This is a genomic window from Neobacillus sp. plas4 (assembly GCF_057221695.1).
Genome location: NZ_CM170152.1, coordinates 2,065,866 through 2,089,772, shown reverse-complemented (window position 1 = coordinate 2,089,772; position 23,907 = coordinate 2,065,866). Strand labels below are relative to the sequence as shown.

Here is a 23,907-nt window from a genome sequence, read left to right as displayed (position 1 = left end):
AGACCTGCTGCACTGTTACAGGTTATTTGCTTAAAACGGCCCCTGCCGGCAAATCACGGTTCTCTTTAGACTTACTTCCATTTTCAACGGCAAACTGTGTAAATTTCAGTTCACTAAGCCAATAGGTAATGAAAATAGCTATACTTGAGAAAAAGAAAATAAAGATGACTGGAAATTTTAAAGAAATAAATAATAACCCATAAAGACAAATCATATTGATTAAGGTCAGATGAAATTTATACAAGCCAAATTTCAAGGCATTTATAAGTAACTGTTTGCCTGTATAGTAACCGTTAACCATTAACGGAAACACATGTAAAACAACCATAAAATAGAAAACCGTCATTAAACAGAAAAACATGTATAGAGCGATTTTTATGTTTGAGTCCATTTTTGTGATGATTTGGAAATCTCCATAAAGCAACAAACCCATTATTAAAATACTAACTCCGACAACCATGCTTTGTCTGAAATTTTCTTTCAATAATTGAATGTATGTTGAGACAATCGTCGGTTCTTTCTTTTTTACCCATTGTCTTGCTACTCCAAAAGCAGCTGCCGTCGCGGGAAATATTGTAATAATCGGTATACAGCTAATTAAGAATATAAGGTTTAAAAGGGTAAAATGATAAATCCAAGTACACATCCGATATAACCAACCGTCTATCTGTAACATAGTGAACCACACCGCCCTTCTTAATTACTTATTACCTATAATCGGTCATTACCAACCAGCATTTACTTACGAAACAATATGTATTTGTGTTTTTATTTTTTATAATACAAGTAGATTATTAGGAAACTGCCTCATAATGTGACAGTTTCCTAATTGGTAATCTATTAATTATTTCTTGTTTTGAGCATTATAATTCTTTACATACTCATCCTCAACCGCTTTTCCGCCCTGACCCATGTACTGGTCAACCAATGTTTTGTACAGGCTGTCTACTTCAGATGGCTTAGCAGAAATTAATTTTGCAAGCATCTGAGCAGAAAAATCTTTAAGCGAGGTATTGTATTTGGCGTCAGCAGAATTCGGTGTTGAATAGTAGTAAGGAGCATAGTAATCCACAGACCCAACCTTTAATGCATTCTCTACTTCTTTTTCAAAACCTGGATACCCTGCGGAAACAGCTGCAACGTTCTTTTCTTTATCACCAAGCTCGATACCATTTGAAAGAATATCATAATCGAGGTTGTTTGCAACAGTCATCATCTTTTCGCCTTCATTTGTAGTTCCTGTCTGAACTGGAACACCATTGACCATGTTGTAATCTACACCTTCCTCACCATTCTGTAAGAAGAGCGTTACCTCTTGGTCAGCCATCCAGTTAAGATATTGTATCGCAAGGTCAACATTTTTACTAGCTTTCGGTACAAGAATGAACATGCCATTAGGAGAGTATCCTGCCTTAGGAGTCTTTCCTGCGTCATTTTTCCAAGGATCAATAGGGATCAGATCTGCACCAGGGACGTTATTTTTAAGATTGGTAAGGGTACCAGGAGCTGTTCTGTACGGACCATCCCAGTTCGTGATAAATGCGCCAACTTTTCCATTGGAAATATCTGCATCTAGCTGTTTTGCATCTTTGTCAGTAGCGAAACCTGGGCTAATTAAGCCTGCATTATACATCTTGTTCACATATTGAACACCTTCTTTAAATCCTGGTAAATTCCAGTTGGCCTGGTAACCGGGACTTGTCTGCAGTGTAGCAAAATCTTTTTTAGACAGGTCAGATGGTTTAAAGGCATCCGGTATGTTACCGATTCCTGGATAAGCAGGTTGAAGTGCATATCCAAAAGGGATGACACCGCTTACATTTCCAGGATTCTTCTCTTTGAATACTTCCATCGTTTCATAGAACTCTTCTGGAGTAGTAGGAACAGGAAGACTGAGTTTATCCAGCCAGTCTTTACGGATGAATGTATTCATGCCCAGAAGTACCGTTCTCTTACCAGGTATAGCAAACTGCTTACCGTCAAACTTACCATACTTTAATAAATCATCCCCAAGATATTTTGTGAGCGTAGATCCATGCTCCTTAAGAGCTGAATCAAGATCTGCCAATCCACCCTGCTGTACATAATTATAAACAGTACCCTGGTTGTAGGTGAAGACGATATCAGGTGCCTCACCTGCTGCCATCAATACATTTAACTTGTCTACTTCCTGGGTTCTAGGAACTGGAACAAACTCTACGGTTGCATTGTACTTCTTGCCGAACGTATCGTTGATATACTTTGTCCAGTAGTTATTATTTAAATCTGGCTGACCTGGTTTGCCTCTGTCAAAAACTTCAACCTTTAACGTTCGATGTTCCGTTGTCTTATCTGTTGTCTTTTCTGTTGTACCACTTTGTTTGTCACTTGATGCTGTACTCTGACAACCAACCAAAGCAGTAGCAAGTGCCAGCGCAGTGAAAGAAGCAAAAATAGATTTTAGTGCCTTTACCTTCATAGAAAGCCTCTCCTTTTGTATATATAAATTTTTATATAAATTTGCGAATCGGATTACAATAATCTCTTTCACAAACTCGTCTTAACCTTTCGTTGCACCAAGGGTTATGCCGGATACAAAGTATTTTTGGAGCCACGGGTACACTAGAAGGATCGGAACTGTACCAAACATAATGCTTGCTGCTTTTAATGCCTCTGAAGGAATATTTAAGTTGATATTCTCTCCAGCCATTTGCTGTGAAATATTGATCACATTGTAAAGCTTAAGCTGGATTGTATACAGATTTTCGTCGGTAATATAGAAAAGAGCGTCTTGAAAATAATTCCATCTAAATACCGCATATAGTAAAGCGATTGTGGCTAGTGCCGGCTTGGAAAGAGGCAGCATGATCTTAAGCAGTATTTGCAGGTCATTACATCCATCCAGGTAGGCAGCTTCCTCAAGGCTTTCCGGCAAGTTCTCAAAGAACGATTTCAATATAATCATATTGAATACGCTCATCAAACTCGGTAATACCAGTGCATAAGGGGTGTTCAAAAGATGTAAATCCTTGATTAGCATATAATCCGGGATCAAACCACCGCTAAAATACATGGTAAACACCATTAATAGCATAATTACTTTTCTGCCTTTGACCCTTTTTCTACTCAGTGCGTACGCTGCCAAAACAGTGACAGACAATGCAAGAACCGCATATATAAGGACCAGAATCACGGTGAAAAACAATGAGTACAACATACCTCCGTCACCGAATACTACTTTGTAGGCTTCTATATTAAAGTCTATAGGGTATATCGTAACCAACTGGGATATAATCGCCCTATTGGAACTAAGTGATGCCGAAAGAACATATAGAAAAGGAACCAGGCATATAAAAACCGCTATTAAAACAATAAATGCTGCTGAATAGTCAAAAACTCTATTTCTTAATTTTTGTGACATTGTAAGCACCCCCTTACCATATTCCTTTCCCGCCTAATTTCTTAGTAATAAAATTGGAAGATACCAGAAAGATTAAGCAAATAACGGATTGGAACAGACCAACAGCTGCACCAATTGAAAAATTTGCAGATTGAATACCTACACGGTAAACATAGGTACTGATAACGTCACCATAGTCCATAACAAGGTTGTTTTGCAGGGTGAATGGACGGTCGAAATTTATCGCCATAATATGTCCGAGTTGCAAGATCAATAGAATCGAAATGGTCGGTCTTATACCCGGCAGTGTAATATGCCAAATTTTCCTTAGCCGTCCTGCGCCATCCACGTCAGCAGCCTCATAAAGCTCTTTGTCAATTCCCGTCATAGCAGCAAGATACAAAATTGTCCCCCACCCTGCACTCTGCCATACTCCAACTAAAGAATAAGTTCCAACCCATGCCAATTTGTCCGTTAGAAACGGTAATGCATCTCCACCCATACGGGTAATTAATGAGTTTACCATTCCTGTAGGGGCAAGCAACTGAGTAACAATTCCGCCGATAATAACCCAGGAAAGGAAATGCGGCATATACAGAATTGTCTGACTAATTTTCTTGAACTTTTTAAATGCCAGTTCATTTATTAGGATAGCTAAAACGATTGGTGCCGGAAATCCCACAATTAAATCCAAGCCATTGAGCATCAATGTGTTTCTAACAACCTGATAGAATTGTGGATTCGCAAATATTTCCTTGAATGTTGCAAAATTATTCCATGTACTCTCGCTCAAACCCGTAAACATGTTGTAATCCTTAAAGGCTATCTGTATGCCATACATGGAACCATATTTAAATGTCAATATGTATGCCACCGGGATGACCAACATAAGGTAGATGATAAAATCACGCTTTAGATAATAAAGGAAGCCCTTCTTCTGTATCAGTGACGTTTCAATGCTAGTCTTTTTATTCAGAGCAAGATCACTATCTATTACTTTCATAAACTACGACCTCCGTTTTACTAATGAGATAGACGATGGCATCGAAGAATCGCCCCTGCTATTATTATCAAGTTAAAAATTTTATAAGTTCAGTCTCACTTTTTGATTTGCTGTTTCAATAAATTCAGCCTTTTCTTGAGCTACAATGCACAACTCTGCCGCCTTGAATGCATGAGCTTGCGGCATGGAATTTTCTGTTCCATTTAAACAATCGAGAATAAATTCACCAAAGAACGGAAATCCTACCTTCCCTGTCACCTGTATATGCTTTTCACCTTCATGGTTTACTAGATATACGTGATTAGAGGTGCTCTCTCTGCCGATATCAATATATTTCCGAACCTCTATATATCCTTCCGTTCCTAAAATCACTACTCGTCCATCTCCCCATGTCCCAAGACCATCAGGTGTCAGCCAGTCTACGCGAAAATAAAAGGTTGCTCCATTATCTGCGACCAGCGTGGCATCACCAAAGTCTTGGAAGAATGGGTAGTCTTTAAATTTGTAGTTCGCCACCTTACTATGAAGGACTTGTGCATCTTTAGCACCTGAATAATACAAGAATTGCTCGATTTGATGGCTTCCAATATCACATAAAATACCACCGAATGATTCTGGATCAAAAAACCAATCTGGACGGTTGTTCACATTTGCACGATGAGGACCTGTTCCAATTACTTGGACCACTCTGCCTATAGCCCCTTCCTCAATAAGCTGTCCCGCAAACACAGCACTTTCGACATGGAGACGTTCACTATAGTAGATTCCCCATTTCAGTCCCGTCTCAGCTGTTTTTTGCTGAGCTTTTCTTATTTGTTCTATTTTGGTAAATGCAGGTTTGTCGGCAAAGTAGTGTTTACCATGGTCCAGTACTTTCAAGCCTAAAGGACCTCGGTCCGAAGGAATACATGCACTCGCCACCAACTTAATTTGAGGATTCTCAAGGATTTCTTCTCCTGATGATACTGCCTTTACCCCAGGATATTTTTCACAAAAGGCTTTTACCTGCTGAGGATCTGGATCATATACATGGGTTAATTCCCCGCCTGCTTCCATTAATCCATTACACATTCCATAAATATGACCATGATCCAAGCCAATAACTGCGAAAGGAAATTCCCCCTCTTTCACTACTTTCGAAACATGACCTTTTGGAGCATAATTCATTCCATCCATTTTATCCATTTGGTTCTCCTCTCCATCTCTTCAAAGGGATAATGACTTATCCCTTCTTCAATATAAAACCATTTTTATAAAGTAATAGAGCTAGTGCCGAAGTTTTCAATGACCTTAGTTTTTTCATAGAACTTAACGGAATGTTTTAACAATCCCTCTCTAGTATAAAAAGGAGTTTCTTCATTTAATGGAAGTTTTACCGTTTTTCCAAAGCTTGCCGACTCATAAATCGCTGTGATTAATTCAAGCGTTTTTCTGCCTTCATTCCCATCGATCAAAACTTCTGAATTAGTTTCGATTGCTGTTAACACATTGTGAATCTGACCTGGATGTCCTTCATATGGAATATCCGGAAGGGCATCATAAGCACTTTGAATTTCTTCTTCTAATTGAGTATCTTCTACTGGGAATCCATTTTCTTTTGATTTAGATGCTTTTAATTTCCAAGGTGATGAAATCCGGGCATTTTTGCCTTGGAAAATTAATTGCTGTTCTTGACCATGATGGACGACAGAACTTGTAATTTGTGCCAAACACCCGCTATTGTATCTTCCAATTGCAATCGAGATGTCTTCTACTTCCGCATTATCATGAGAGGTATTACTCATCACAGCGGTTATTTCCGATGGCATTCCATTCATCCATTGGAATATATCAATATGATGAACAGCATGATTCAACGTAGGTCCGCCACCTTCTTTTTCCCAAGTTCCGCGCCACCATAAATCATAATAGCAGTGACCTCTCCACCAGTAGGAATCAACCTGAACGTGGACAATTGGACCAATTAAATCTTGTTCCAGTATGTTTTTTAACTTCATCATCGGGTTAAGGAAACGATTCTGAGCCACAACCGATAAAGTTTTACCGCTTCTTTGGGCGGCCGCATTCATAGCATCACATTCTTCTAACGAAGACGCCATTGGTTTTTCAACCAAAACATGTTTACCAGCATTTAAGAAATCAATAGCTATTTGAGCATGAGTATATGGAGGTGTACAAACTGAAATTAAATCAATATCTCTTCGGTTTAGCAGTTCTTTGTAATCTTTTACCGTGATAGCTTCGAGATTATACTCGTTAACAAGTTTGTCTGCCTTTTCCTGATAAATATCTGATATGGCTACAATTCTACATTTGTCCGAAAAATCCAAATATCCTTTAACATGTGCGGGTGATATAGCTCCTGCTCCAATAATTGCTACATTAATCATTTTCTGCCTCCCCAAGATATTTTTTGCAAAGGTCGAAGAAGTCTACGAATCTTAATTAAAATAATTTGGATACTTTTCCTTTAATAAGGCTTTTTCAATTACCACTAACTGTAAATGCTCAGTTATTACCTTCTCTACAGAATTTGCGTCCTTGCTTTTTATAAGGTTAAAAATCTGTTCATGCTGATGAATAATAAAATCCCATTTCATACCTGAGGATGTACGTAAAGCTCTTACTCTATTAAAGTGGGTGTTCATCTGCTGCAAAATGACCCAAGTTCTGCTTTTCTTACAACCTTCAAAAAGAATTTGATGAAATTGATCGTCTAATTCATATAGCCTCGTAAAATTTTTCTTTTCATTAAATAATTTCTGCATGGCAATATTGGTTTCTAATTGGATGAAATAATCCTCTGGAAACTGTTCACATGCCAGCCGTACTATTCCTCTTTCAATATTTTCTCTCATGAACCTTGCTTCTTCTACTTGATCTAAATTTATCCTTGAAACAAAGGTTCCTCTTTGAGGATAGATATCCAAAAGCTCTTCTTGTGCTAGTTTTAGAAAAGCTTCCCTTATCGGTGTTCTGCTGACTTGTAATGTTTCACCTATTTCCTTTTCAGAAATCTTACTTCCAGGTTCAAGTTCTAATTTTAAAATTTGGGTCTTTATTGCAGTATAAACATGTTCCCTAATAGACCCTTTATTATCTACTTTTGTTTCCGCTAATAATTTCATACTCCACCTCTAATTGACCATCCATTCATAATCAGTAATGCCTATACCAAAATCTTCCTTTTAGTTCCTGAGTAACAATTCTCTCTAATAAATATACTAAAGCCTCTCTAATAGCTAGTATCGCGTCCCTTATCACCCCTAACGATTGATAACGCTTACAGATACTAGTTGAAAAAATACATATGTAAAGAATTTAAATCACACTAGTATAACTAATATACTAGTACACCTAGGATTATATATTTTTTTCATACCAATTTCAACAATTTTTTTGAATATTTAATTTAGCCTGAAAATTACATATAATTAGTTAGTGTTTTCGAAAATTTGACAATTTTTTATTTTAAAAGATTACAAAAAACGCAAAAAAATCTCCGTCGCTAGATTCGAAGGGACTCTGCGATACGTGAAAAGGAGTGTTAGCCAGAAATGTTGCAGAACTCCACCAAAACAACAAAAGTTGAAATGCTTATATGGGCTAATGGCCATTTATTTTCGAACGTTTTAGGCACTTGACAATTGGCAGCAAGATGGACATACATACTCAAGTGTTAGCAAATATACAAAAAAAAGCCGCCCTTCAATTCGAGCAGCTAATTTAAAAATAACCCATGTAAATGATTTAAAATTCAATGTTACCAAATAACTTCTAAAACACCGTCCTAAACCCTTCTATATATGTTTGGCGGGACTACGTGGGAATCGAACCCACCAGACCTTACACGCAGATCTCAAGCAGTTTTTTAGTTAGAGGGAAAGTATCTTCTTTGGTTCCATCTAATATTGTATAATCGTGTAAAGTCTTTGTTTTACTGCACTTTTTAACTATTTATATATCATTTAATTTTATTCTACTTCATATTTTAAAAATCCATATCTATAACTTCTTTAATAGTCCCTGTAACTCGATCACTTTCAAGCAATTGCCCTTCTTTCAAATCGTTCACTTTATTAGTTTGTTCCACAGCAGGCTTTGTGTTACTTGGATTAGCAGGATCAACTGGACGACCAGTAAGTTCATTTTTAAGTAAGTTAATCTCACTTAATAACTCGCTGCGAAGGGATTTTAACAACGTTTGGAATTGATCCTTATCTAACTTTTGCTCACCGAGCTTCGTTACAAAATCCCGTAACTCGTTTGTTTGAACGGACCCCACCCCAATACGCTCAACATCGAAACGGGAGGCAAAATCTTGTTTAAGTAGGTTGATCTTAGCTAAAAACTCTTCACGAAGTGTATCGATTGTCTCTTCTTTTTCAAATTTATCCATATCCTGCTCAACAAGCTTCGTTATATAATCCTCCAGTTCATTTGCTTTTGCTTTTTCCTCAAGAAATGAATACACCTTTGGAGAGATTTTCGAAGTATTTAAAGTCAACCCTACATGTTCGTTTTTACTTCCTGATCCCATATTCATTATTCTAAACACATCCGTTTGGAGATTAGCAGCCGATAAAAAAAAGTTTGATAGAGCGTAAAATGGTGCAAACATCTGTGCACTTAGATGTGAATCCATATTGTTCACTCCGAAAGCGGACTTATCACCATGAAGATAATCTTTGTTGCTCATACGTTCTTCTCCCCTTCTTATGCAAAAGCAGCGTTCGTTTCATGTCTGCTTAAAATTTCTAGTCCATACAAATTTAACTTTCTTGAATCAGGTAGGAATAGATGATTTTGCTCTCTAATTTCGACGCCATATCTTGTATCTAGTGATTCCTCGATGAAGCGTTTAAGAATCCAAGAAATTCCACCAATATAAACATATTTATAAACCTTATCTTTAGGAGATGGGAAAGTGCTTTCAATTTTCGTTAATAAAATTTGCGTGTACTCCCTTAATGAATCATGGATTGGCTCAGTAAGATCAACTTTTTTACCACTATTTCCATCCCGTTGCTCCATTTTCGCTTTCTCGATTGTTTTAATAATGAATTCTTCTAGTGAGCGAACATCCAAAAAGTACTCAAGTAACTTTTCAACTCTCAGTTTATCTATATGCTTTAAGTACGAAATGTCTGCAAAGCAGTTCAATGAATCCCTGCTCTTAGGAGCTTGAAGTCCTGCTTGGAGCAAGGCAAGATCAACAGTCCCTCCCCCTAAATCTACAATTAGGGTTTCATAGTTTTTAAATGAATTGGCTTCCTCACGATCCTGTAAATCAAAATCTTTTTTTATAGCCCAACGAGCAACTTCGCTTTCAATCCGGCATTTGCTTGTTTCGACGTGAATGGAAATAACTCTTTCAAATCCTGGAGTTAAAATCGCTACCTGGTGCTCCCCTTCAAATCGGCTGGCCATTTTATTTTGCATATCACTGAACTTGTTCGTTTTCTTGAGTAACCAAATAGGAAGCATGGTTGAAAAATAATTAATGTTCACTTTGTTATCTTCTTTGCCGTTTCCTTTTAAAACATTGTAATAAGCCACTGAAGCCAGGAACATCACATAAGGAATCTCAGATTCTGTTTTATCATGAAGCTTGTTGATATGAATATTTCCTAACACCTGTTTTTCCGCTGAGTCGCCCACCAGATAATATTTCTCTACACCGTCTATCTTAGTTGAAATGAGCATATTTTGAAGAAGGTATTGGGGATCATTAAAAGTAGACGGATAGTGGCCGTCTGCCTTTTCCTTTGTTATTTCTACTACATTTGTAGGAACCTCAAAATAATAACCATCCACAAGGGTTTGAAAGATCGAATTACCAAAATCGACATTTTGACGCGTTATATCCATTTTTTTCTCCTCTTTTCATGCTTTTTCCTAATAATAAGTATATATTCTTCTCTTCTATTTGTCTAAATATGTTGATATTTTTTAAAGTTTTGATAATTTAATATTCCACATTATGTTGAACTTCAAACTTAGTAAACTCAGTTTCTAAGCATAAACGTAACTAATACATAAAATCAGTAAATTATTAATAAAAAAGTCCTTCCAAGGAAATTTCCGCATTTTTTCACGCTGGAAGTGCTTAAGTTTTTTTAAATCCATGAGCTTATCAAACATTTCATCCAGTGTTAAATCATCTAATACCTTTTTGGCACTCCTTCCACTACCTTGACCACGCTTATACTTGCGTGACAGTTTTTTGCATAAAAAATAGCCCCCTATAAATTTTTATAGGTGACTAAGAGTAAATGTTATGTACAGTCTCACTGAACAGTCTGCCACAGTCTAGTCAGAATCACCATTTAGACCGTGTAGGAGACATTTTATTAAAAACGTAGAAAAGTCAGTATTGGCGGGACTGCGTGGGAATCGAACCCACAAGACCTGGCACGCAGGTCTCAAGCAGTTTTGAGGTTCGCTAGCACCTGTTTTTCTAGTATACTGATGTGTCTTCAAGTACTGATAAATCAAGAACGGTTGGGTGATGATGTATATCAAAATCCAATTCCAGTAGATGTTATGCCTGGCGGTGCCTCTAAAAAGTAGATTGTAAAAGGGCATTCTCGGTTTTTCCATAAAAGATTTGATTTTAGGTCTGTTATATATAGTTAAACCATAAGAAAATTTTGATAAATAGAATTCAAAGCAAATTGCTTTAATACCTAGAACAGTCATAAATTTTGTGACCGTTCTTTCTTTTTGCCTACTCCCTTTTTAGAGGTTATAGGTATTTTCCAATAAACGAACCAACATCCCTAATTAAACTGCCTCTTAGTAAAAAGCGTTTATATTATTGATACAGCAAGGCACCCTATATAAAAAGAAAGGCGCAATTCATACTAAAGATATGCGCCCTTTAAAGGAACAACAAGAGAGTTTCTATTAGCCGGTTTACATGTTTTTAATCCAATGTTCTCTAAACGTACGTTATTTGTGAAAATCGCTTGCGGTACCCCTGATTATTGGGATATTGGCTTTTTGAGGTGCATTCTATTAGGATGTTACTGATTTTTCTTATTAGTTTACAGATCTTCCAACTTTGCCTTTAGCTTCCCAGTAATCATTTCGCAGATGTACCTTTTGGATTTTTCCTGAGGCGGTTTTCGGGAGCTCTTTAACAAAGGTTACGCCGGTAACGGCTTTAAAGTGGGCTAGTTTTTCCTTTGAAAAAGTGATAACTTCCTCTTCAGTTAACTGGTGCCCCTCTTTTAATACAACAAACGCATGTGGAGTTTCTCCCCATTTCTCATGCGGTGCAGCAATAACTGCTGCTTCAAGAATGGAAGGATGATCATATAAAACACCCTCCACTTCTATCGATGAGATGTTTTCTCCGCCGCTAATAATGACATCTTTCTTGCGGTCAACGATGTCAATGTAACCATATTCATCAACGGTACCCATGTCGCCGGTATACAGGAAGCCGTCCCGGATCGCTTCCATGGTAGCAGCCTCATTCTTCCAAAAGCCTTTCATCACACCGTTGCTTCTTATTACAACCTCACCAATATCTTCCCCGTTATGTGCAACTTCTTCGCCGAATTCGTCTACTACTTTTACCTCACAGCCAATCATTGAAAAGCCCGCTTTGGCTTTTAAGCGGTATTGGTCTTTTACTGGCATGTTGAGATGAGAGCGGATCGTTGATACAGTGCTTAACGGAGATGATTCAGTCATCCCGTAAACTTGAATAAACTCCCAGCCAAGCTCCTTTTCAACCCGTGTAACAAATGCGGGCGGCGGGGCAGAACCAGCAATGACAACCCTTACATTTTGTTCGATTTCAGGTACATATTTTTCATAATACTGCATTAAGAAATTTAATACAGTCGGCGCCATGTGCATAATGGTTACTTTATGTTTCTCTAATGCCTCAAAAATTTGCTCAGGTGTGGTCTTTCTTAAGCAGACCTGGCTGGCACCATTAGCTGTATAATAAAACGGCGAACCCCAGCCGTTCACATGGAACATAGGCAGAACATGTACCATGACGTCTTGATCAGAAACACGTAAGTGGTGCATGGAGCTCATGGCGTGCAGGTAGTTATTGCGGTGGGTAAGCATGACTCCTTTTGGATTTCCTGTCGTTCCACTTGTGTATAAGAGACTGCAAACATCATTTTCATCAAGCTGTTCCCTGTCAAATGGCTTATTGCTTTGGCCTGCCAGCCATTCGTCATAGCTTGTCTCATCTGTTAGTCCGTTATGGTAGTGAATAATGATTTTTTCGACAGATTCCAGTTTATCTTTGATTGGAACAATTAAATGATAGAGTTCTTGATCGACAAATAGTACCTTAGCTTCACTATGGTTTAATATAAATAAATAATCGTCAGGCTTCAATCTTATATTAAGCGGTACCATGATAGAGCCTAATTGAAAAATTCCATAAAAGCCTTCCAGCATTTCAACTGAGTTTGGTGCTAAATAGGCGACTCGGTCTCCTTTTTTTATCCCCAGCCTTTGTAAACCATGTGACAGGCGGTTCACTCGTTCATTTAATTCCTGATAGGTAAAGACTCTTTCTTCACAAAAAATGGCTTTTTTTGTTCCATAAAGTGATACAGCACGATCCAAAAATTGCGTTAAAACCAAAGGTACATTCATCTAATTTTTTCATCCCTTTCAAATTATAAGAATTATCGAACTTTAGTTAATATTAGCATAATATAACACAACATGCTATCTAATGTCCTACTGCAGTGGGTATCCAAACAATTCAACTCTGAACAGGCATCATCATTCGGCGGTTAACCCCTGCATGTACAGGAACATACCCTTTCATTTTTTTATCCACGTCCGGATTTCCCTTATCAACAAAGAAACCTCCATAGTCAAGTCCAAGCAACTTTTCTATGGAAGAAATCACATGGATGTTTTGCTTTCCTACTATATCAATAACATCGGCGCTAATTTGCTGATTCCCTCTTCCAAACAGACATCCAGTTCCGCCAATTACCCCCACAAAAATCTTTGCATCCGCACCATCTAACAACGCAAGTATTTGCTTTTCCCGTGCATCACGGACCAGTATTTTTCCATTTTGAATGACACCAACACCCAAGAGTGTACCTTCTTTGCTTGCATATCTTTTTGATTAAGAGAAGCGTGTGTTCCCGTTGAACTAACAAACTATGAAGGAATGATTCACGGTTTCTTCTGGATGGCGCGGAGTATTTGATAAGAGCAGGGAAGCAATTGAACAAGTAGGTAAAGCCATTCAGAAAAATTACAGATCTAAAAAAGTTCGATCCTAGTATAGATACATGTGAACCCAAAACCCAGCACAGATTCCTTTTACCGGAGAACACAATTTTAGATTTGGATTATTTTAACGAGGGATTATGGGAGATTACATTGGATTTATATAGTCATGCGATTCCTTCTCTTCAGGAACATGCTGTTGAAGTATTTTACGATGAGGATGATAACGAATAGTTATTGGAGCCATTTGGCACCAATTTGGCACCCAGAGGGAGAAAAGGAACTTAATAGAGGCTTGTTGCTTTATAAGGGAAAAGCTTCAATCCTTTGATATGTAATGGTTGGCGGGACTGCGTGGGAATCGAACCCACCAGACCTGGCACGCAGGTCTCAAGCAGTTTTGAAGTTCTATACCGTATGTAATTTCTAGTATCACAAAGTTCCATAAAGTGCTATAGAATAAGGTTTCTGTGATTTAGAGTATCTTGTAATATCATTAAATTTTTTCAAATGGGCACCAAACTCGGCACCGAATTTTTCCCATGTCCAAAATGAAGCGAATAAATGGTAAAGCATAGAAAACAGAATAGTTTGATAAACACGTTTGAATTAAATTTAAAAATGATGTTAAAACTAGATTTAATTAAATAAATATTATTTATTTTTTATTGATTCCACCCAGTATTATTAATATTACCTTAAGATTGAACTTTCTCATATTAACATCTGCTGATCTGGCCAGTGAACCAGTGGAGGTGGATTACTTTCCCATATAAACCTCCCCAGTCTTGGTTCGTGTAAGGAAATTAATGAACAAGTATCTACCTCGTAAAAGATAATTAAACAGAGTCTTCCAGCGACTCCACTTAAGATCAGCCAGCGCGTTTATAGATCTTATTCTTATTGATGAGAACCAATTGTTTCTTTTTCTTTCTCCTCATCTTTTTTCTTTTTCTCTTCCGTTTCTTCATCAATTTTTTGCTCAATCAATAAAGCAAAGAAATCCTCGTAATCTTCTTCATTGTTTATTATGCGAAATCCATCACCTAAAGGTATATCGTCATCTCGATTTATTATTTGTTCATATAAATTTATGATTAAACTTCTAGCTTCGTCATGATCCTCGGAAGTTTCGTGTAGAATTTCATAAATTGTTTGTGTCTTTTTATCGTTTGATACGTCTCCAATTCCAATAGCATTCTCAAAGTTTGATATTGAACAAAAAACTCTTATGTCACAATCCCCTTTGAGTTTGACTATATTTTGACAATTTGTTCGTTGGGCTTTTAAAGTCTTTGAGGAGTGCTTTGGATGATTATCCACATCATGTAAAACATCATAACTAGAGTTAAACTGATTAAGAATTTTCATCAAAGTTCCTATTGTAGATTTTCCCCTAGCTCGGATTATGTGGACGTTCTCTTTCCTTAATTTGGCGAAGTGTTTAAAAGCAATATACTCAGTATCCCCTTCAACAATCACTACCTTATCAGCAAAGAAAAATTCGTTCACATAAGAGTCTACATAGTTTAAAATTTTCATGTTTTTAATATCATTATCATCAAATTTTTCACTAACAGATTTATATAATTGAATTGCTTCTTTTTCACCAACACGGAAAACTTGAATTGAGGTATGTCTCTCGGATAAATCAATAAGAATTGGCGAGTGAGTCGAAATCATGAGTGGCATTTTTTCACCAATTTTATATAGTGAGCGACTTAATGCTCGAACCGCCTCAGGGTGTAAGAAAGCTTCTGGTTCATCTATCAATAACAACTTATTGTCACTATCACCCATGAGCTTCTTTTCTATCATATTTTGAATGAGATATATTAAACTCATTCTTTGTAAACCAGTTCCTTGGTTTACTAATGGCATTTTAGACTGTTTATTATTATCAATATGAACACTTGAATTTGTAGACTTTAAAATGTCACTTGATGAAAAGCCTTCACTCTCACCACCAACTACATTTAAGGATAAATGTTCATTAGAAAATAGCACCCGCAAATTCTCGGAAACATCACTACTCACTTGTTCAAGAAGTTTATCCGTACTTAATTTAAGTTTCCTTAAAAACTCGGGATAAGATTTCCTGATTTCGGAATACTCCTGTGCTAATTGATACATTTCTTTTTCTTCTTCAGGGTCTCCATCAAATCCCTCAAGCTTTTGTAAATCATTTTTGATTATCTCGGAATAAATATTTTGGATTAAATTGTTAATATCATCAGGTAACATAGACGGGGTTATGTAACGACCCAGCCATCACCTGTACTTACTTTTAATAGGTTTAATATTTCATCTTGAGGTAAAGCCGGTGATGAATGTGCTAATTTTCCATTATTCCTAAACAAGATACAAAACCACTCCCTAATTTTAAGAAAGTGGTTTTATATTATTTAAATGGAATCCTTTTCATAGTGGAAATAAGCAAAATCAACAAAACCGCCAATTTGGGTAGTAGCATAATTAAATAAGCCAATACGGTAACCCATAAAATGATCTAAAGTATACTTCATTTTTAATGGACAACCAACCTTACACCAGTTTTCTCCGTCTTCAGAATAGAAAAACTCTGCTAGATCTAGACTATCCTTAAAGTTAAATTCCATTTTCACAAAAATCCTATTTCCGGAAAAAGGAATCATTTCTACTACTTCTTCACTACCGTCACCACTATTTACACACATCACTACATAGCATTCGTTCTCTTCTTTCTTAATCCCAACAGTCCCAAAGCTGTTCTGAAGAGCAACCAACCCAGCATGATCGCCAGGCTTCATGTTTGAAATTTCCATCATGGTTATTCCGGTGCAGGAAGGGCCTTCCGTTCTTTGTGTCAACGTATTTCGAGCATACAAAACACTTTTGGCTAAATGGCCAGTTTCCAAACGCAAATAGCCTGGACGTTTCGTGAACGACCATAGATTATTGTCCGGATTATGATTCCACTGCCAATTCAATGCCAGTTTATTTTCTTTATGATCAAAATCATCACTGATCACCAATGGCCACCTAGAAGAAGAAGGCATGTTTAGTTCCAATTTCCTTTGTGCCTTTCCATCGATTCCAATCATCGGCCATCCATCCTCCCATTTAACCGGTAAAACATAGGGAATTCTGCCAACAGCATCATGATCTTGAAACAACATGGCATACCACTCATGATCTGGCGTATCAAAAACGGCTCCTTGTGCGATTCCTTTATTGTGGTACTCCATATCATCATCAAAAATCACTTTACGTTCATACTCTCCCAAAAGTTGGTCTGAGCGGTAGCATATCTGCCTTCTTCGGCGGTTGCCGTTTGTTGTCCATTCTATGAATAATAAATAATATTGCCCATCTATTTTGTAGGCATGGCAGCCTTCACATCGCAACCCAATATTTTCTTTTTCCGTTACCAATAATAACTGGTTCACCCCTCCGGGTTTTATTGCCGTTGCATCTTCTATCAATTCTGTAATGCGAATATCTCCACAGCCATAAATAATAAACACTTTATTTTCGTCAAAAAACAAAGCTGGATCATGTAATTTTCCTTCAAAAGTAGAGCGCTTCCATTCTCCACTTTCGATATCCTTCGTCTGATAGATATAAAACCGGTCCATATCGTTGCTTGAAAAGCATACATAAAACGTTTCATTATGATAGCGCAAGCTTGCCGCCCAGGAGCCCTGTCCATATATGCTCTTTCCATCCATCAAATTATGGGCATCATTTTCCTCCAAGGTATCGAATACATATCCGATGATCTCCCAATCCGCCAAATTCTCCGACTTCATGATAGGGCACCCAGGCAAGGTGTGCATGCTTGTACTAACCATATAATAAACTGTTCCGACTCTTATCACATCTACGTCGGGGACATCTGCCCACATAATGGGATTGGTTAAAATGGTTTTACTCATATGTTTAATCCCCACACCTCTTTCCTATATTAAATCTATTTTTTAAAAAAATTTTTCCATATCGTTACCCTCTCGTAGAAGGAAACGATATGGAAATAAATTTTAACCTATTTACGTTTAGCTAAACGGATAACATTCCAGGATAATTTCGGTAATACAGCAGTAACCAGACCATTTTCAATCGCGGCATTACCATTTGAATGGGGAGCAACCGGTGTGCTCTTAGCTGAATTAGTTTGTTTTAATTCATCGTTTTCAAGCACGATATGCTCCACAACATGATATCCTTCAAAGTTACGAATATCACATTCTAATTCCAAACCTTCTTGTAAATGACGGTTTACAGCAAAAATCGTTAACTGTTCATTCTCTTCATTGTATACAGCGGTTGATTCCAAATAAGGAACATCCGTAAAATCTTTACTATCATATTTTGGACTTGAAATAATAGGGTTTAGTGAAACTCCTCGTCCATATACAGATGTATGCATATAAGGATAGAAAATAGTCTGTTTCCAGGCGGCTCCGTTTTCTTCCGTCATGATTGGGGCAATGACATTCACTAGTTGGGCTATACAAGCGATTTTCACACGATCAGCATGCTTTAACAAAGTGATTAGCATACAACCGACCAATAAAGCATCTTCGAAATTATAAATGTCTTCAAGCTGAGGAGGTGCAATCGTCCATGGCTCGATTAACTTATCTTGGGCATTACTGTGGTACCAAACATTCCATTCATCAAATGATAGATTAATGTTCTTTTTCCCGCGCTTCTTTGCTTTAATATAGTCCGCAATGGAAATAACCGATTTTATAAAGTCATCCATTTCAAGAGATTTAGCTAAATAATTGGAAATATCGTTGTCTCTATTACCGTAATATTGGTGCAAGGAAATGAACTCTACATGATCATATGTATGGTCTAATACAGTTGCTTCCCATTCTGCAAATGTCGGCATGGTACGGCTTGAACTGCCACATGCAACTAACTCGATCGTCGGGTCAACCCATTTCATTACTTTGGCTGCTTCTTGCGCAATTCGTCCATATTCCACAGCCGTTTTGTTGCCGATCTGCCATGGGCCATCCATTTCATTTCCAAGGCACCAGGTCTTAATTTTATGAGGCTCTTTGTATCCATGGGAAACACGCAAATCACTATAATAGGAACCGCTTGGATGGTTGCAATATTCTACTAGATTTCTTGCTGCATCAATTCCGCGTGTTCCAAGATTTACTGCCATATTGACTTCCGCATTGACAAGTTTTGCCCATTTCACGAACTCGTTTGTTCCGATTTCATTTGTTTCAGTTGTACGCCAAGCAAGGTCCAAACGGCGTGGACGCTGTTCCACCGGACCTACTCCATCCTCCCAGTTATACCCAGAAACAAAGTTCCCGCCAGGATAACGGACAAGCGGAACTTGAAGTTCCTTTACCATTTCAATTACGTCTTGACGGAAGCCATTTTCATCAGCTTGAGGATGGTCCGGTTCATAAATTCCCCCATAAACTGCTCTACCCAAATGCTCAACGAAGGAGCCGTAGATACGGTTGTCAATTTCAGAAATTTTAAAATCCTTTTCCAAAATCATTTTTGCCTTTTTACTCATGATTTTCTCCCCTCAGTATCATATTCTATAAATCTTTGATTTTAAATTGGCTGAAAAGGGTCAAACTTAATATCAATAGTAAGCAGACCCTTTACTTTAACTTTAATTACCTGTGTTTGCTTCTACCGTTTCTTGTGCTTGTTTCAGGGCTTCTTTAGGAGTTTGTGAATTCTGTCTAAGGACGTTGTTCAATGTGTTTGTACCTATTTCAGTTACAGCATCTGGATAATTTTCATTTACATTAATATTTGGAATTTCATCTTTAATACTTAACAATGTATCAAAGATATCATTACCGAAGTATTGATAAAACTTGTTATCTTCACGAATAGCAGGGTCTTCCCAAACATCCCAGCGTGGAGGATCAAATCCTAAGACTGTCCATAACTTAATGTTTCCTTCCTTTGATAGCTTTGCAAATGCCAGGAATTCTTTTGCAAGCTCAGGATGTTTTGTTTGGTTTGTAACAACTGTACCTGTTCCACCCATACCAACTGAACGGCCGCCGCCTTCTTCCCAGGAAGGCAAAGGACGGATAACCATTTTACCTTTTAGGTCTGGCATATAATCTGTGAAACGGCCCATAAACCATAAAGGCATAGAAACAGAAGCCGCTTTTCCTTCATTCATATAAGCATAATATTCTTCAGCATGCGGCTCTCCACCTGGCATTACCTCAGCAATTTTATGCTTATTAAGCATATCACTTAAAAATTGAAGTGTTTTTATATTCTTATCATTATCAAGAGTTATATTTCCTTCTTTATCAGTAAAATCTGAGCCTTGCTGGGCGATCATCGCCTGGAATTGCATAATATCTCCTGTTTGTAGATTCGTCATGAAAGCATCAGTGTTTTCTACTACTTTTTTACCTGCTTCAACATAGTCATCCCATGTCTTGATGGAATCGATATCAACGCCTGCTTTATCCATAATTTCTTTATTATAATACATGACAGTTGCCCCAACGTGTGTTGGCATACCATAATACTTGCCATCTTTAGAGTATAGGTCAAGACGTGATTCAATGAAATTATCCTTTTCAGGCTCAACAAATTCATTCATAGGTAAAAGTTGTGGTTCACCTTGCAAATAGTTAGGAAAACGGGAAACTTCGATATCAACAATATCAGGTGCTCCTTTACCAGATTGTAATGCCAGCAATAGGTTATTGTGCATCTGATCAAATGGGAAGGTTTCGGCCACAAGTTTAACCTTTTTATCCGGATGTAGTTCGTTCCAGCGAGGTACCGCATCCTTAAAGAAGTCCATATGCAATTCAGCAAAGGTCCAGAACTTTAATTCAGTAGCCCCTTTCTCATCTCCACCAATTACTTCCTTTTCGGTTGTTTCTTCTCCAGAGGTTGATTTGCCGCCACCACCGCTACATGCCATTAACATAACCATCATTAAGGCACATAGGATGGTTAATAAACTTTTCTTTTTCATTTTTTTGTCTTCCCCCTAATTTTATTTTTAAAAAATGGAAAGAGATATAATATGTTAAACGGAGAGAATACATCACCTCCCTAAGTTACGCACCATTAGATTCTCTTTTAGTAAACGCTTGCATTCAAGTGTTTACTTTGAATTTAAAGCCGTTATGAATTCATCACTCTGCTAATTTTTAATGATTGATTGTTTCCTGCTTGATCCAGTTGTTGAAAAATCTGTGATGTAAACCACATGCATACAACCCCAATTAGACTTATTGTGAAAAAGGGTATGATACCGGGATAGCCAAGCGAAAAATAAATGATTGCAAAGATTGTGGCACCACATACAATCGTATAATGAATTTTGGTTAAACCAATAATGATGGCATTTTTAAAATGCTGCCTCCAAGTAGCTTTGTAGTGTACCAATAATGGAAACGACCAGATTACGAGAATGATATAGAAAAATACCAGCAAGTAAAACGCAAATGGGACAGCAAGAACAAATTCCCCAGCATTCAAAATCACCCGATAATTTAAATAAAGAATGATTCCAATAACAGAAAGGATCCAACCCATTCCATTCGCCGAAGAAAATTCACTCCGGTAAATTTGTTTGTATGTATTCCAAATTTTAATTTCCTGATCTCCCATCATCCATTTTCTAGCTACACCTAATACGGCAGCCGTAGCCGGGAATATCCCGACCACAAACAATCCAAGGAGGGAAAATAAAATCCAAAGTCCATTCAATATCACAAGGCGTACAATCCAATGAAATAAATAATCTAGTTTTGTCACAATTTGTTTTCCATTCATTTTAAGAGCCACCTCTTTATCTACTGCCTTAAATCATCCTTTTACTCCGCCAACAGTAAGTCCTGCAACAAAGTAACGCTGGAAGAAGATAAATAGAATGATAATTGGTATAATGGTCATCACTGAACCGGCGATTAATATATCGTAGTTATTACCATATGGAGTTAATAAAGTTGCTAAACCAATCGGTAAGGTAAACATATCATTTGATCTTAATACAATTAATGGCCATAAGAAATTGTTCCAACTTCCTAATCCTTGAAGAATTGCCATCGCAGCCAAAGATGGCGTCATAAGCGGAAGCATAATTCTGAAGAAGACACCATATTCATTTGAACCATCAATTCTGGCAGCATCCATTAATTCCTTCGGAAGACCCAGCGCATACTGTCTAAAGAAGAACACTGCCATTGGTGCAACGACTGCAGGCAGAATAACCGCCGCATAAGTATCGATTAAATTCAAGTTGATCATTAACTGAAATAATGGCAGCATCAGAATTTCAAATGGCACCATCAATATAAATAGCACACATCCGAAGATTAAGTTTCTCCCTTTAAAGTCATATAATGCCAAAGCATATCCTACCATGGAAGAGAAGAATAGAGAAAGTACAATAGTAATTGTAGTTATCACCAAACTATTTATAAACCAGCTCCAATAATTCCCCCCTTGTGTAAAAATATACATATAGTTATCAAAACTCATCGTGCTTGGATCAAACGTAATGCTAATTCCATTTCGCATCAATTCCGATGAAGGCCTAAGAGAAGAAATCAATAGGTTGATAATTGGAAACAGAGCCAAAAAGGAAATAATTAAAAACACAATGTTTGCAATCCACGGAATTGTCTTAGATTGTTTCTTTTCCATCTATTGGCCCTCCTTTTTAAAGGCACCTGTTAGAATAAGCTGGATAAAGCTTACTACAAAGATGATTAGCATTAGGATAACGCCAATTGCCGCACCGAATCCCATGTCATTTTGTTGAATACCTTGTTGATATAAATAACCTACAACCGTTAAACCGATATTTCCCGGCGAACCGGCTTCCCAGTACACGAAGCTTTCTTCAAACATTCTAAATCCACCGATAACAGAAATAGTGGCTACAAAGATGGTAACCGGTTTTAAGAAAGGCAAAGTAACATTCCAGAATTTTTGGAAGGTTGTAGCTCCATCTATTTCTGCCGCTTCATATAATTCCTTCGGAACATTTTGGAGACCGGCTAAGAAATAGAGGATATTTACCCCCATCCATTTCCAGCTGCAAAGGATTACCATTAAAAACATTGCAGACCAAGCCTGGTATCTCCAATCCATTGATTCAATACCAAACCAGTTAAGAATCTGGTTTGCAGCAGCTGTATCCGTCTCACCAAACATAAGTCTGAAAACCATCCCAGCTACAATGGTTGAAGCTAGAGAAGGCAAGAATAACGAAGCACGGAAAAGTGTTTTAAATTTTACCCATTTTGAGTCTAATAGAACCGCAAGTATGATAGGTATAATCGTTAAAATGACTACTGTTAAAACAACATAGATGGTTGTATTTGAGAGCGCTTTATAAAAAATGGGATTGAAAACTCTCGAATAATTATTCATACCTATAAAAGTAACTTGACCCGGCAATACTTTCTGGAAACTCATAATAATAGCTTTGATAGACGGATATAAGGAAAAAACTAGAAAAGACAGTATGAACGGTGATACAAAAATATAGGGAACTACTTTTTTCGAATTAAAAAAATTAAGCATTTTACTTTTTCGCTTGACAGGAGTTGCAAGTTCTTGTGGTGTACTTGACGCAGGTAACATTAGAAAACCTCCCTTAGAAAATACGCTGTGATTATTCTTTCTTAGGTTAGCGTTCGACCAGTTAAACTTTCTTCAAAGCTTCTTTTATTCTTATTTTATTAAATTCTATATCTTATGTAGTGGTAATTCTGTGTTGTTACAAACTGGAGGTAATTACTAAAGCAGTTTCCATGGAAAGAACTGATCATTCTTTATGGTTTTATCTCTTAGATGTTGTGTATTTTGACAGTAAAGAGTAAATAAACAGTTGAACGACTTTCTTCCTTACTCGTGGCTATTTGTCTGGAAATTTTATCTAACTATCTTTTAGTTAAGGCACCTCCTTTATATTTCCATTTTCTTTTGTTAAGATTAAACGGAGTTTGTCATTAATCATTGATGTTAACGCTTACAAATTTAAAAGGATTTACCACTCTTTCTTACCTAAATATACGAACGTATTTTAATATCTTAAGTAATTTATACAAACTTGTCCGTATGTGTCCTAAAGAAATTATATGAAACTTAGAAACAATTTTCAATAGTATTTTTTGATTTATGTCAAAATTCTCAATTTTTTATATTTTACTCTATATTAATCTTGTTATATATTTCCATACGAGTCTAAATGTCACTCCTCTGTGTATAAAACGGTGATTAAATCCCCAATATAAACGGTTAACATCCCCTAAAAATAACGGATAATTAT

General features: G+C 37.1%; 18 protein-coding genes. All 18 read right to left on the bottom strand.

The window, feature by feature from the left end:
• Positions 1-22: 22 nt before the first annotated feature.
• The 18 genes from AC2TFD_RS10460 to AC2TFD_RS10375 all read right to left on the bottom strand — a co-directional run bounded on the left by AC2TFD_RS10460 (position 23) and on the right by AC2TFD_RS10375 (position 23,219).
• The gene (locus tag AC2TFD_RS10460) at positions 23-676 is read right to left on the bottom strand and encodes a YesL family protein (protein ID WP_484675592.1); all 654 of its coding nucleotides are present in this window, start codon (positions 674-676) and stop codon (positions 23-25) included.
• A 168-nt stretch (positions 677-844) separates the two neighbouring features.
• Positions 845-2,458 (bottom strand): extracellular solute-binding protein, encoded by a 1,614-nt coding sequence (locus AC2TFD_RS10455; protein ID WP_335512290.1) that lies wholly within the window; start codon positions 2,456-2,458, stop codon positions 845-847.
• Between the two features lie 81 nt (positions 2,459-2,539).
• On the bottom strand, positions 2,540-3,400 hold the full coding sequence (locus AC2TFD_RS10450) for a carbohydrate ABC transporter permease (RefSeq protein WP_484675591.1): 861 nt from the start codon (positions 3,398-3,400) through the stop codon (positions 2,540-2,542).
• Between the two features lie 13 nt (positions 3,401-3,413).
• Positions 3,414-4,382, bottom strand: coding sequence for an ABC transporter permease (locus AC2TFD_RS10445; RefSeq protein ID WP_484675590.1), 969 nt, complete (start codon positions 4,380-4,382; stop codon positions 3,414-3,416).
• Positions 4,383-4,463: 81 nt separating this feature from the next.
• Positions 4,464-5,567 (bottom strand): Gfo/Idh/MocA family protein, encoded by a 1,104-nt coding sequence (locus tag AC2TFD_RS10440; RefSeq protein ID WP_335512287.1) that lies wholly within the window; start codon positions 5,565-5,567, stop codon positions 4,464-4,466.
• A 65-nt stretch (positions 5,568-5,632) separates the two neighbouring features.
• Positions 5,633-6,772: a Gfo/Idh/MocA family protein gene (locus AC2TFD_RS10435; RefSeq protein WP_335512286.1), complete on the bottom strand. Its 1,140-nt coding sequence runs from the start codon at positions 6,770-6,772 to the stop codon at positions 5,633-5,635.
• A gap of 51 nt (positions 6,773-6,823) precedes the next feature.
• On the bottom strand, positions 6,824-7,510 hold the full coding sequence (locus AC2TFD_RS10430; RefSeq protein ID WP_335512285.1) for a GntR family transcriptional regulator: 687 nt from the start codon (positions 7,508-7,510) through the stop codon (positions 6,824-6,826).
• Between the two features lie 863 nt (positions 7,511-8,373).
• Entirely contained in the window at positions 8,374-9,081 is a 708-nt protein-coding gene (locus AC2TFD_RS10425; RefSeq protein WP_484675589.1) for a hypothetical protein, read from the bottom strand.
• Between the two features lie 17 nt (positions 9,082-9,098).
• Positions 9,099-10,253, bottom strand: a complete 1,155-nt coding sequence (locus tag AC2TFD_RS10420) for an Alp7A family actin-like protein (RefSeq protein WP_484675588.1) — start codon at positions 10,251-10,253, stop codon at positions 9,099-9,101.
• A 1,173-nt stretch (positions 10,254-11,426) separates the two neighbouring features.
• Positions 11,427-13,016: a long-chain-fatty-acid--CoA ligase gene (locus tag AC2TFD_RS10415; protein WP_484675587.1), complete on the bottom strand. Its 1,590-nt coding sequence runs from the start codon at positions 13,014-13,016 to the stop codon at positions 11,427-11,429.
• Positions 13,017-13,128: 112 nt separating this feature from the next.
• Positions 13,129-13,473, bottom strand: coding sequence for a hypothetical protein (locus tag AC2TFD_RS10410; RefSeq protein WP_484675586.1), 345 nt, complete (start codon positions 13,471-13,473; stop codon positions 13,129-13,131).
• A 1,040-nt stretch (positions 13,474-14,513) separates the two neighbouring features.
• Complete coding sequence (locus tag AC2TFD_RS10405) at positions 14,514-15,857, bottom strand: ATP-dependent nuclease (RefSeq protein WP_484675585.1); 1,344 nt, start codon at positions 15,855-15,857, stop codon at positions 14,514-14,516.
• Between the two features lie 161 nt (positions 15,858-16,018).
• Complete coding sequence (locus AC2TFD_RS10400; protein WP_484675584.1) at positions 16,019-17,530, bottom strand: glycoside hydrolase family 43 protein; 1,512 nt, start codon at positions 17,528-17,530, stop codon at positions 16,019-16,021.
• A 107-nt stretch (positions 17,531-17,637) separates the two neighbouring features.
• Positions 17,638-19,149 (bottom strand): arabinosylfuranosidase ArfA, encoded by a 1,512-nt coding sequence (gene arfA, locus AC2TFD_RS10395; protein WP_484676294.1) that lies wholly within the window; start codon positions 19,147-19,149, stop codon positions 17,638-17,640.
• Between the two features lie 99 nt (positions 19,150-19,248).
• On the bottom strand, positions 19,249-20,595 hold the full coding sequence (locus AC2TFD_RS10390; RefSeq protein WP_484675583.1) for an ABC transporter substrate-binding protein: 1,347 nt from the start codon (positions 20,593-20,595) through the stop codon (positions 19,249-19,251).
• A gap of 152 nt (positions 20,596-20,747) precedes the next feature.
• Positions 20,748-21,401 (bottom strand): YesL family protein, encoded by a 654-nt coding sequence (locus tag AC2TFD_RS10385; RefSeq protein WP_484675582.1) that lies wholly within the window; start codon positions 21,399-21,401, stop codon positions 20,748-20,750.
• A 33-nt stretch (positions 21,402-21,434) separates the two neighbouring features.
• Positions 21,435-22,274 carry a carbohydrate ABC transporter permease gene (locus AC2TFD_RS10380; protein ID WP_335567410.1) on the bottom strand — a complete coding sequence of 280 codons (840 nt, stop codon included), beginning with the start codon at positions 22,272-22,274 and terminating at the stop codon, positions 21,435-21,437.
• Positions 22,275-23,219, bottom strand: a complete 945-nt coding sequence (locus AC2TFD_RS10375; RefSeq protein ID WP_484675581.1) for a carbohydrate ABC transporter permease — start codon at positions 23,217-23,219, stop codon at positions 22,275-22,277.
• Between the last annotated feature and the right edge of the window lie 688 nt (positions 23,220-23,907).

What these genes read in the sequence shown, in the direction of transcription:
- AC2TFD_RS10450 (WP_484675591.1), bottom strand. Translation starts at nt 3,400, where the DNA reads ATGTCACAAAAATTAAGAAATAGAGTTTTTGACTATTCAGCAGCATTT.
- AC2TFD_RS10400 (WP_484675584.1), bottom strand. Translation starts at nt 17,530, where the DNA reads ATGAGTAAAACCATTTTAACCAATCCCATTATGTGGGCAGATGTCCCC.
- AC2TFD_RS10375 (WP_484675581.1), bottom strand. Translation starts at nt 23,219, where the DNA reads ATGTTACCTGCGTCAAGTACACCACAAGAACTTGCAACTCCTGTCAAG.
- AC2TFD_RS10385 (WP_484675582.1), bottom strand. Translation starts at nt 21,401, where the DNA reads ATGAATGGAAAACAAATTGTGACAAAACTAGATTATTTATTTCATTGG.
- AC2TFD_RS10430 (WP_335512285.1), bottom strand. Translation starts at nt 7,510, where the DNA reads ATGAAATTATTAGCGGAAACAAAAGTAGATAATAAAGGGTCTATTAGG.
- AC2TFD_RS10440 (WP_335512287.1), bottom strand. Translation starts at nt 5,567, where the DNA reads ATGGATAAAATGGATGGAATGAATTATGCTCCAAAAGGTCATGTTTCG.
- AC2TFD_RS10455 (WP_335512290.1), bottom strand. Translation starts at nt 2,458, where the DNA reads ATGAAGGTAAAGGCACTAAAATCTATTTTTGCTTCTTTCACTGCGCTG.
- AC2TFD_RS10460 (WP_484675592.1), bottom strand. Translation starts at nt 676, where the DNA reads ATGTTACAGATAGACGGTTGGTTATATCGGATGTGTACTTGGATTTAT.
- AC2TFD_RS10405 (WP_484675585.1), bottom strand. Translation starts at nt 15,857, where the DNA reads ATGTTACCTGATGATATTAACAATTTAATCCAAAATATTTATTCCGAG.
- AC2TFD_RS10380 (WP_335567410.1), bottom strand. Translation starts at nt 22,274, where the DNA reads ATGGAAAAGAAACAATCTAAGACAATTCCGTGGATTGCAAACATTGTG.
- AC2TFD_RS10445 (WP_484675590.1), bottom strand. Translation starts at nt 4,382, where the DNA reads ATGAAAGTAATAGATAGTGATCTTGCTCTGAATAAAAAGACTAGCATT.
- AC2TFD_RS10415 (WP_484675587.1), bottom strand. Translation starts at nt 13,016, where the DNA reads ATGAATGTACCTTTGGTTTTAACGCAATTTTTGGATCGTGCTGTATCA.
- AC2TFD_RS10435 (WP_335512286.1), bottom strand. Translation starts at nt 6,772, where the DNA reads ATGATTAATGTAGCAATTATTGGAGCAGGAGCTATATCACCCGCACAT.
- AC2TFD_RS10390 (WP_484675583.1), bottom strand. Translation starts at nt 20,595, where the DNA reads ATGAAAAAGAAAAGTTTATTAACCATCCTATGTGCCTTAATGATGGTT.
- AC2TFD_RS10425 (WP_484675589.1), bottom strand. Translation starts at nt 9,081, where the DNA reads ATGAGCAACAAAGATTATCTTCATGGTGATAAGTCCGCTTTCGGAGTG.
- AC2TFD_RS10420 (WP_484675588.1), bottom strand. Translation starts at nt 10,253, where the DNA reads ATGGATATAACGCGTCAAAATGTCGATTTTGGTAATTCGATCTTTCAA.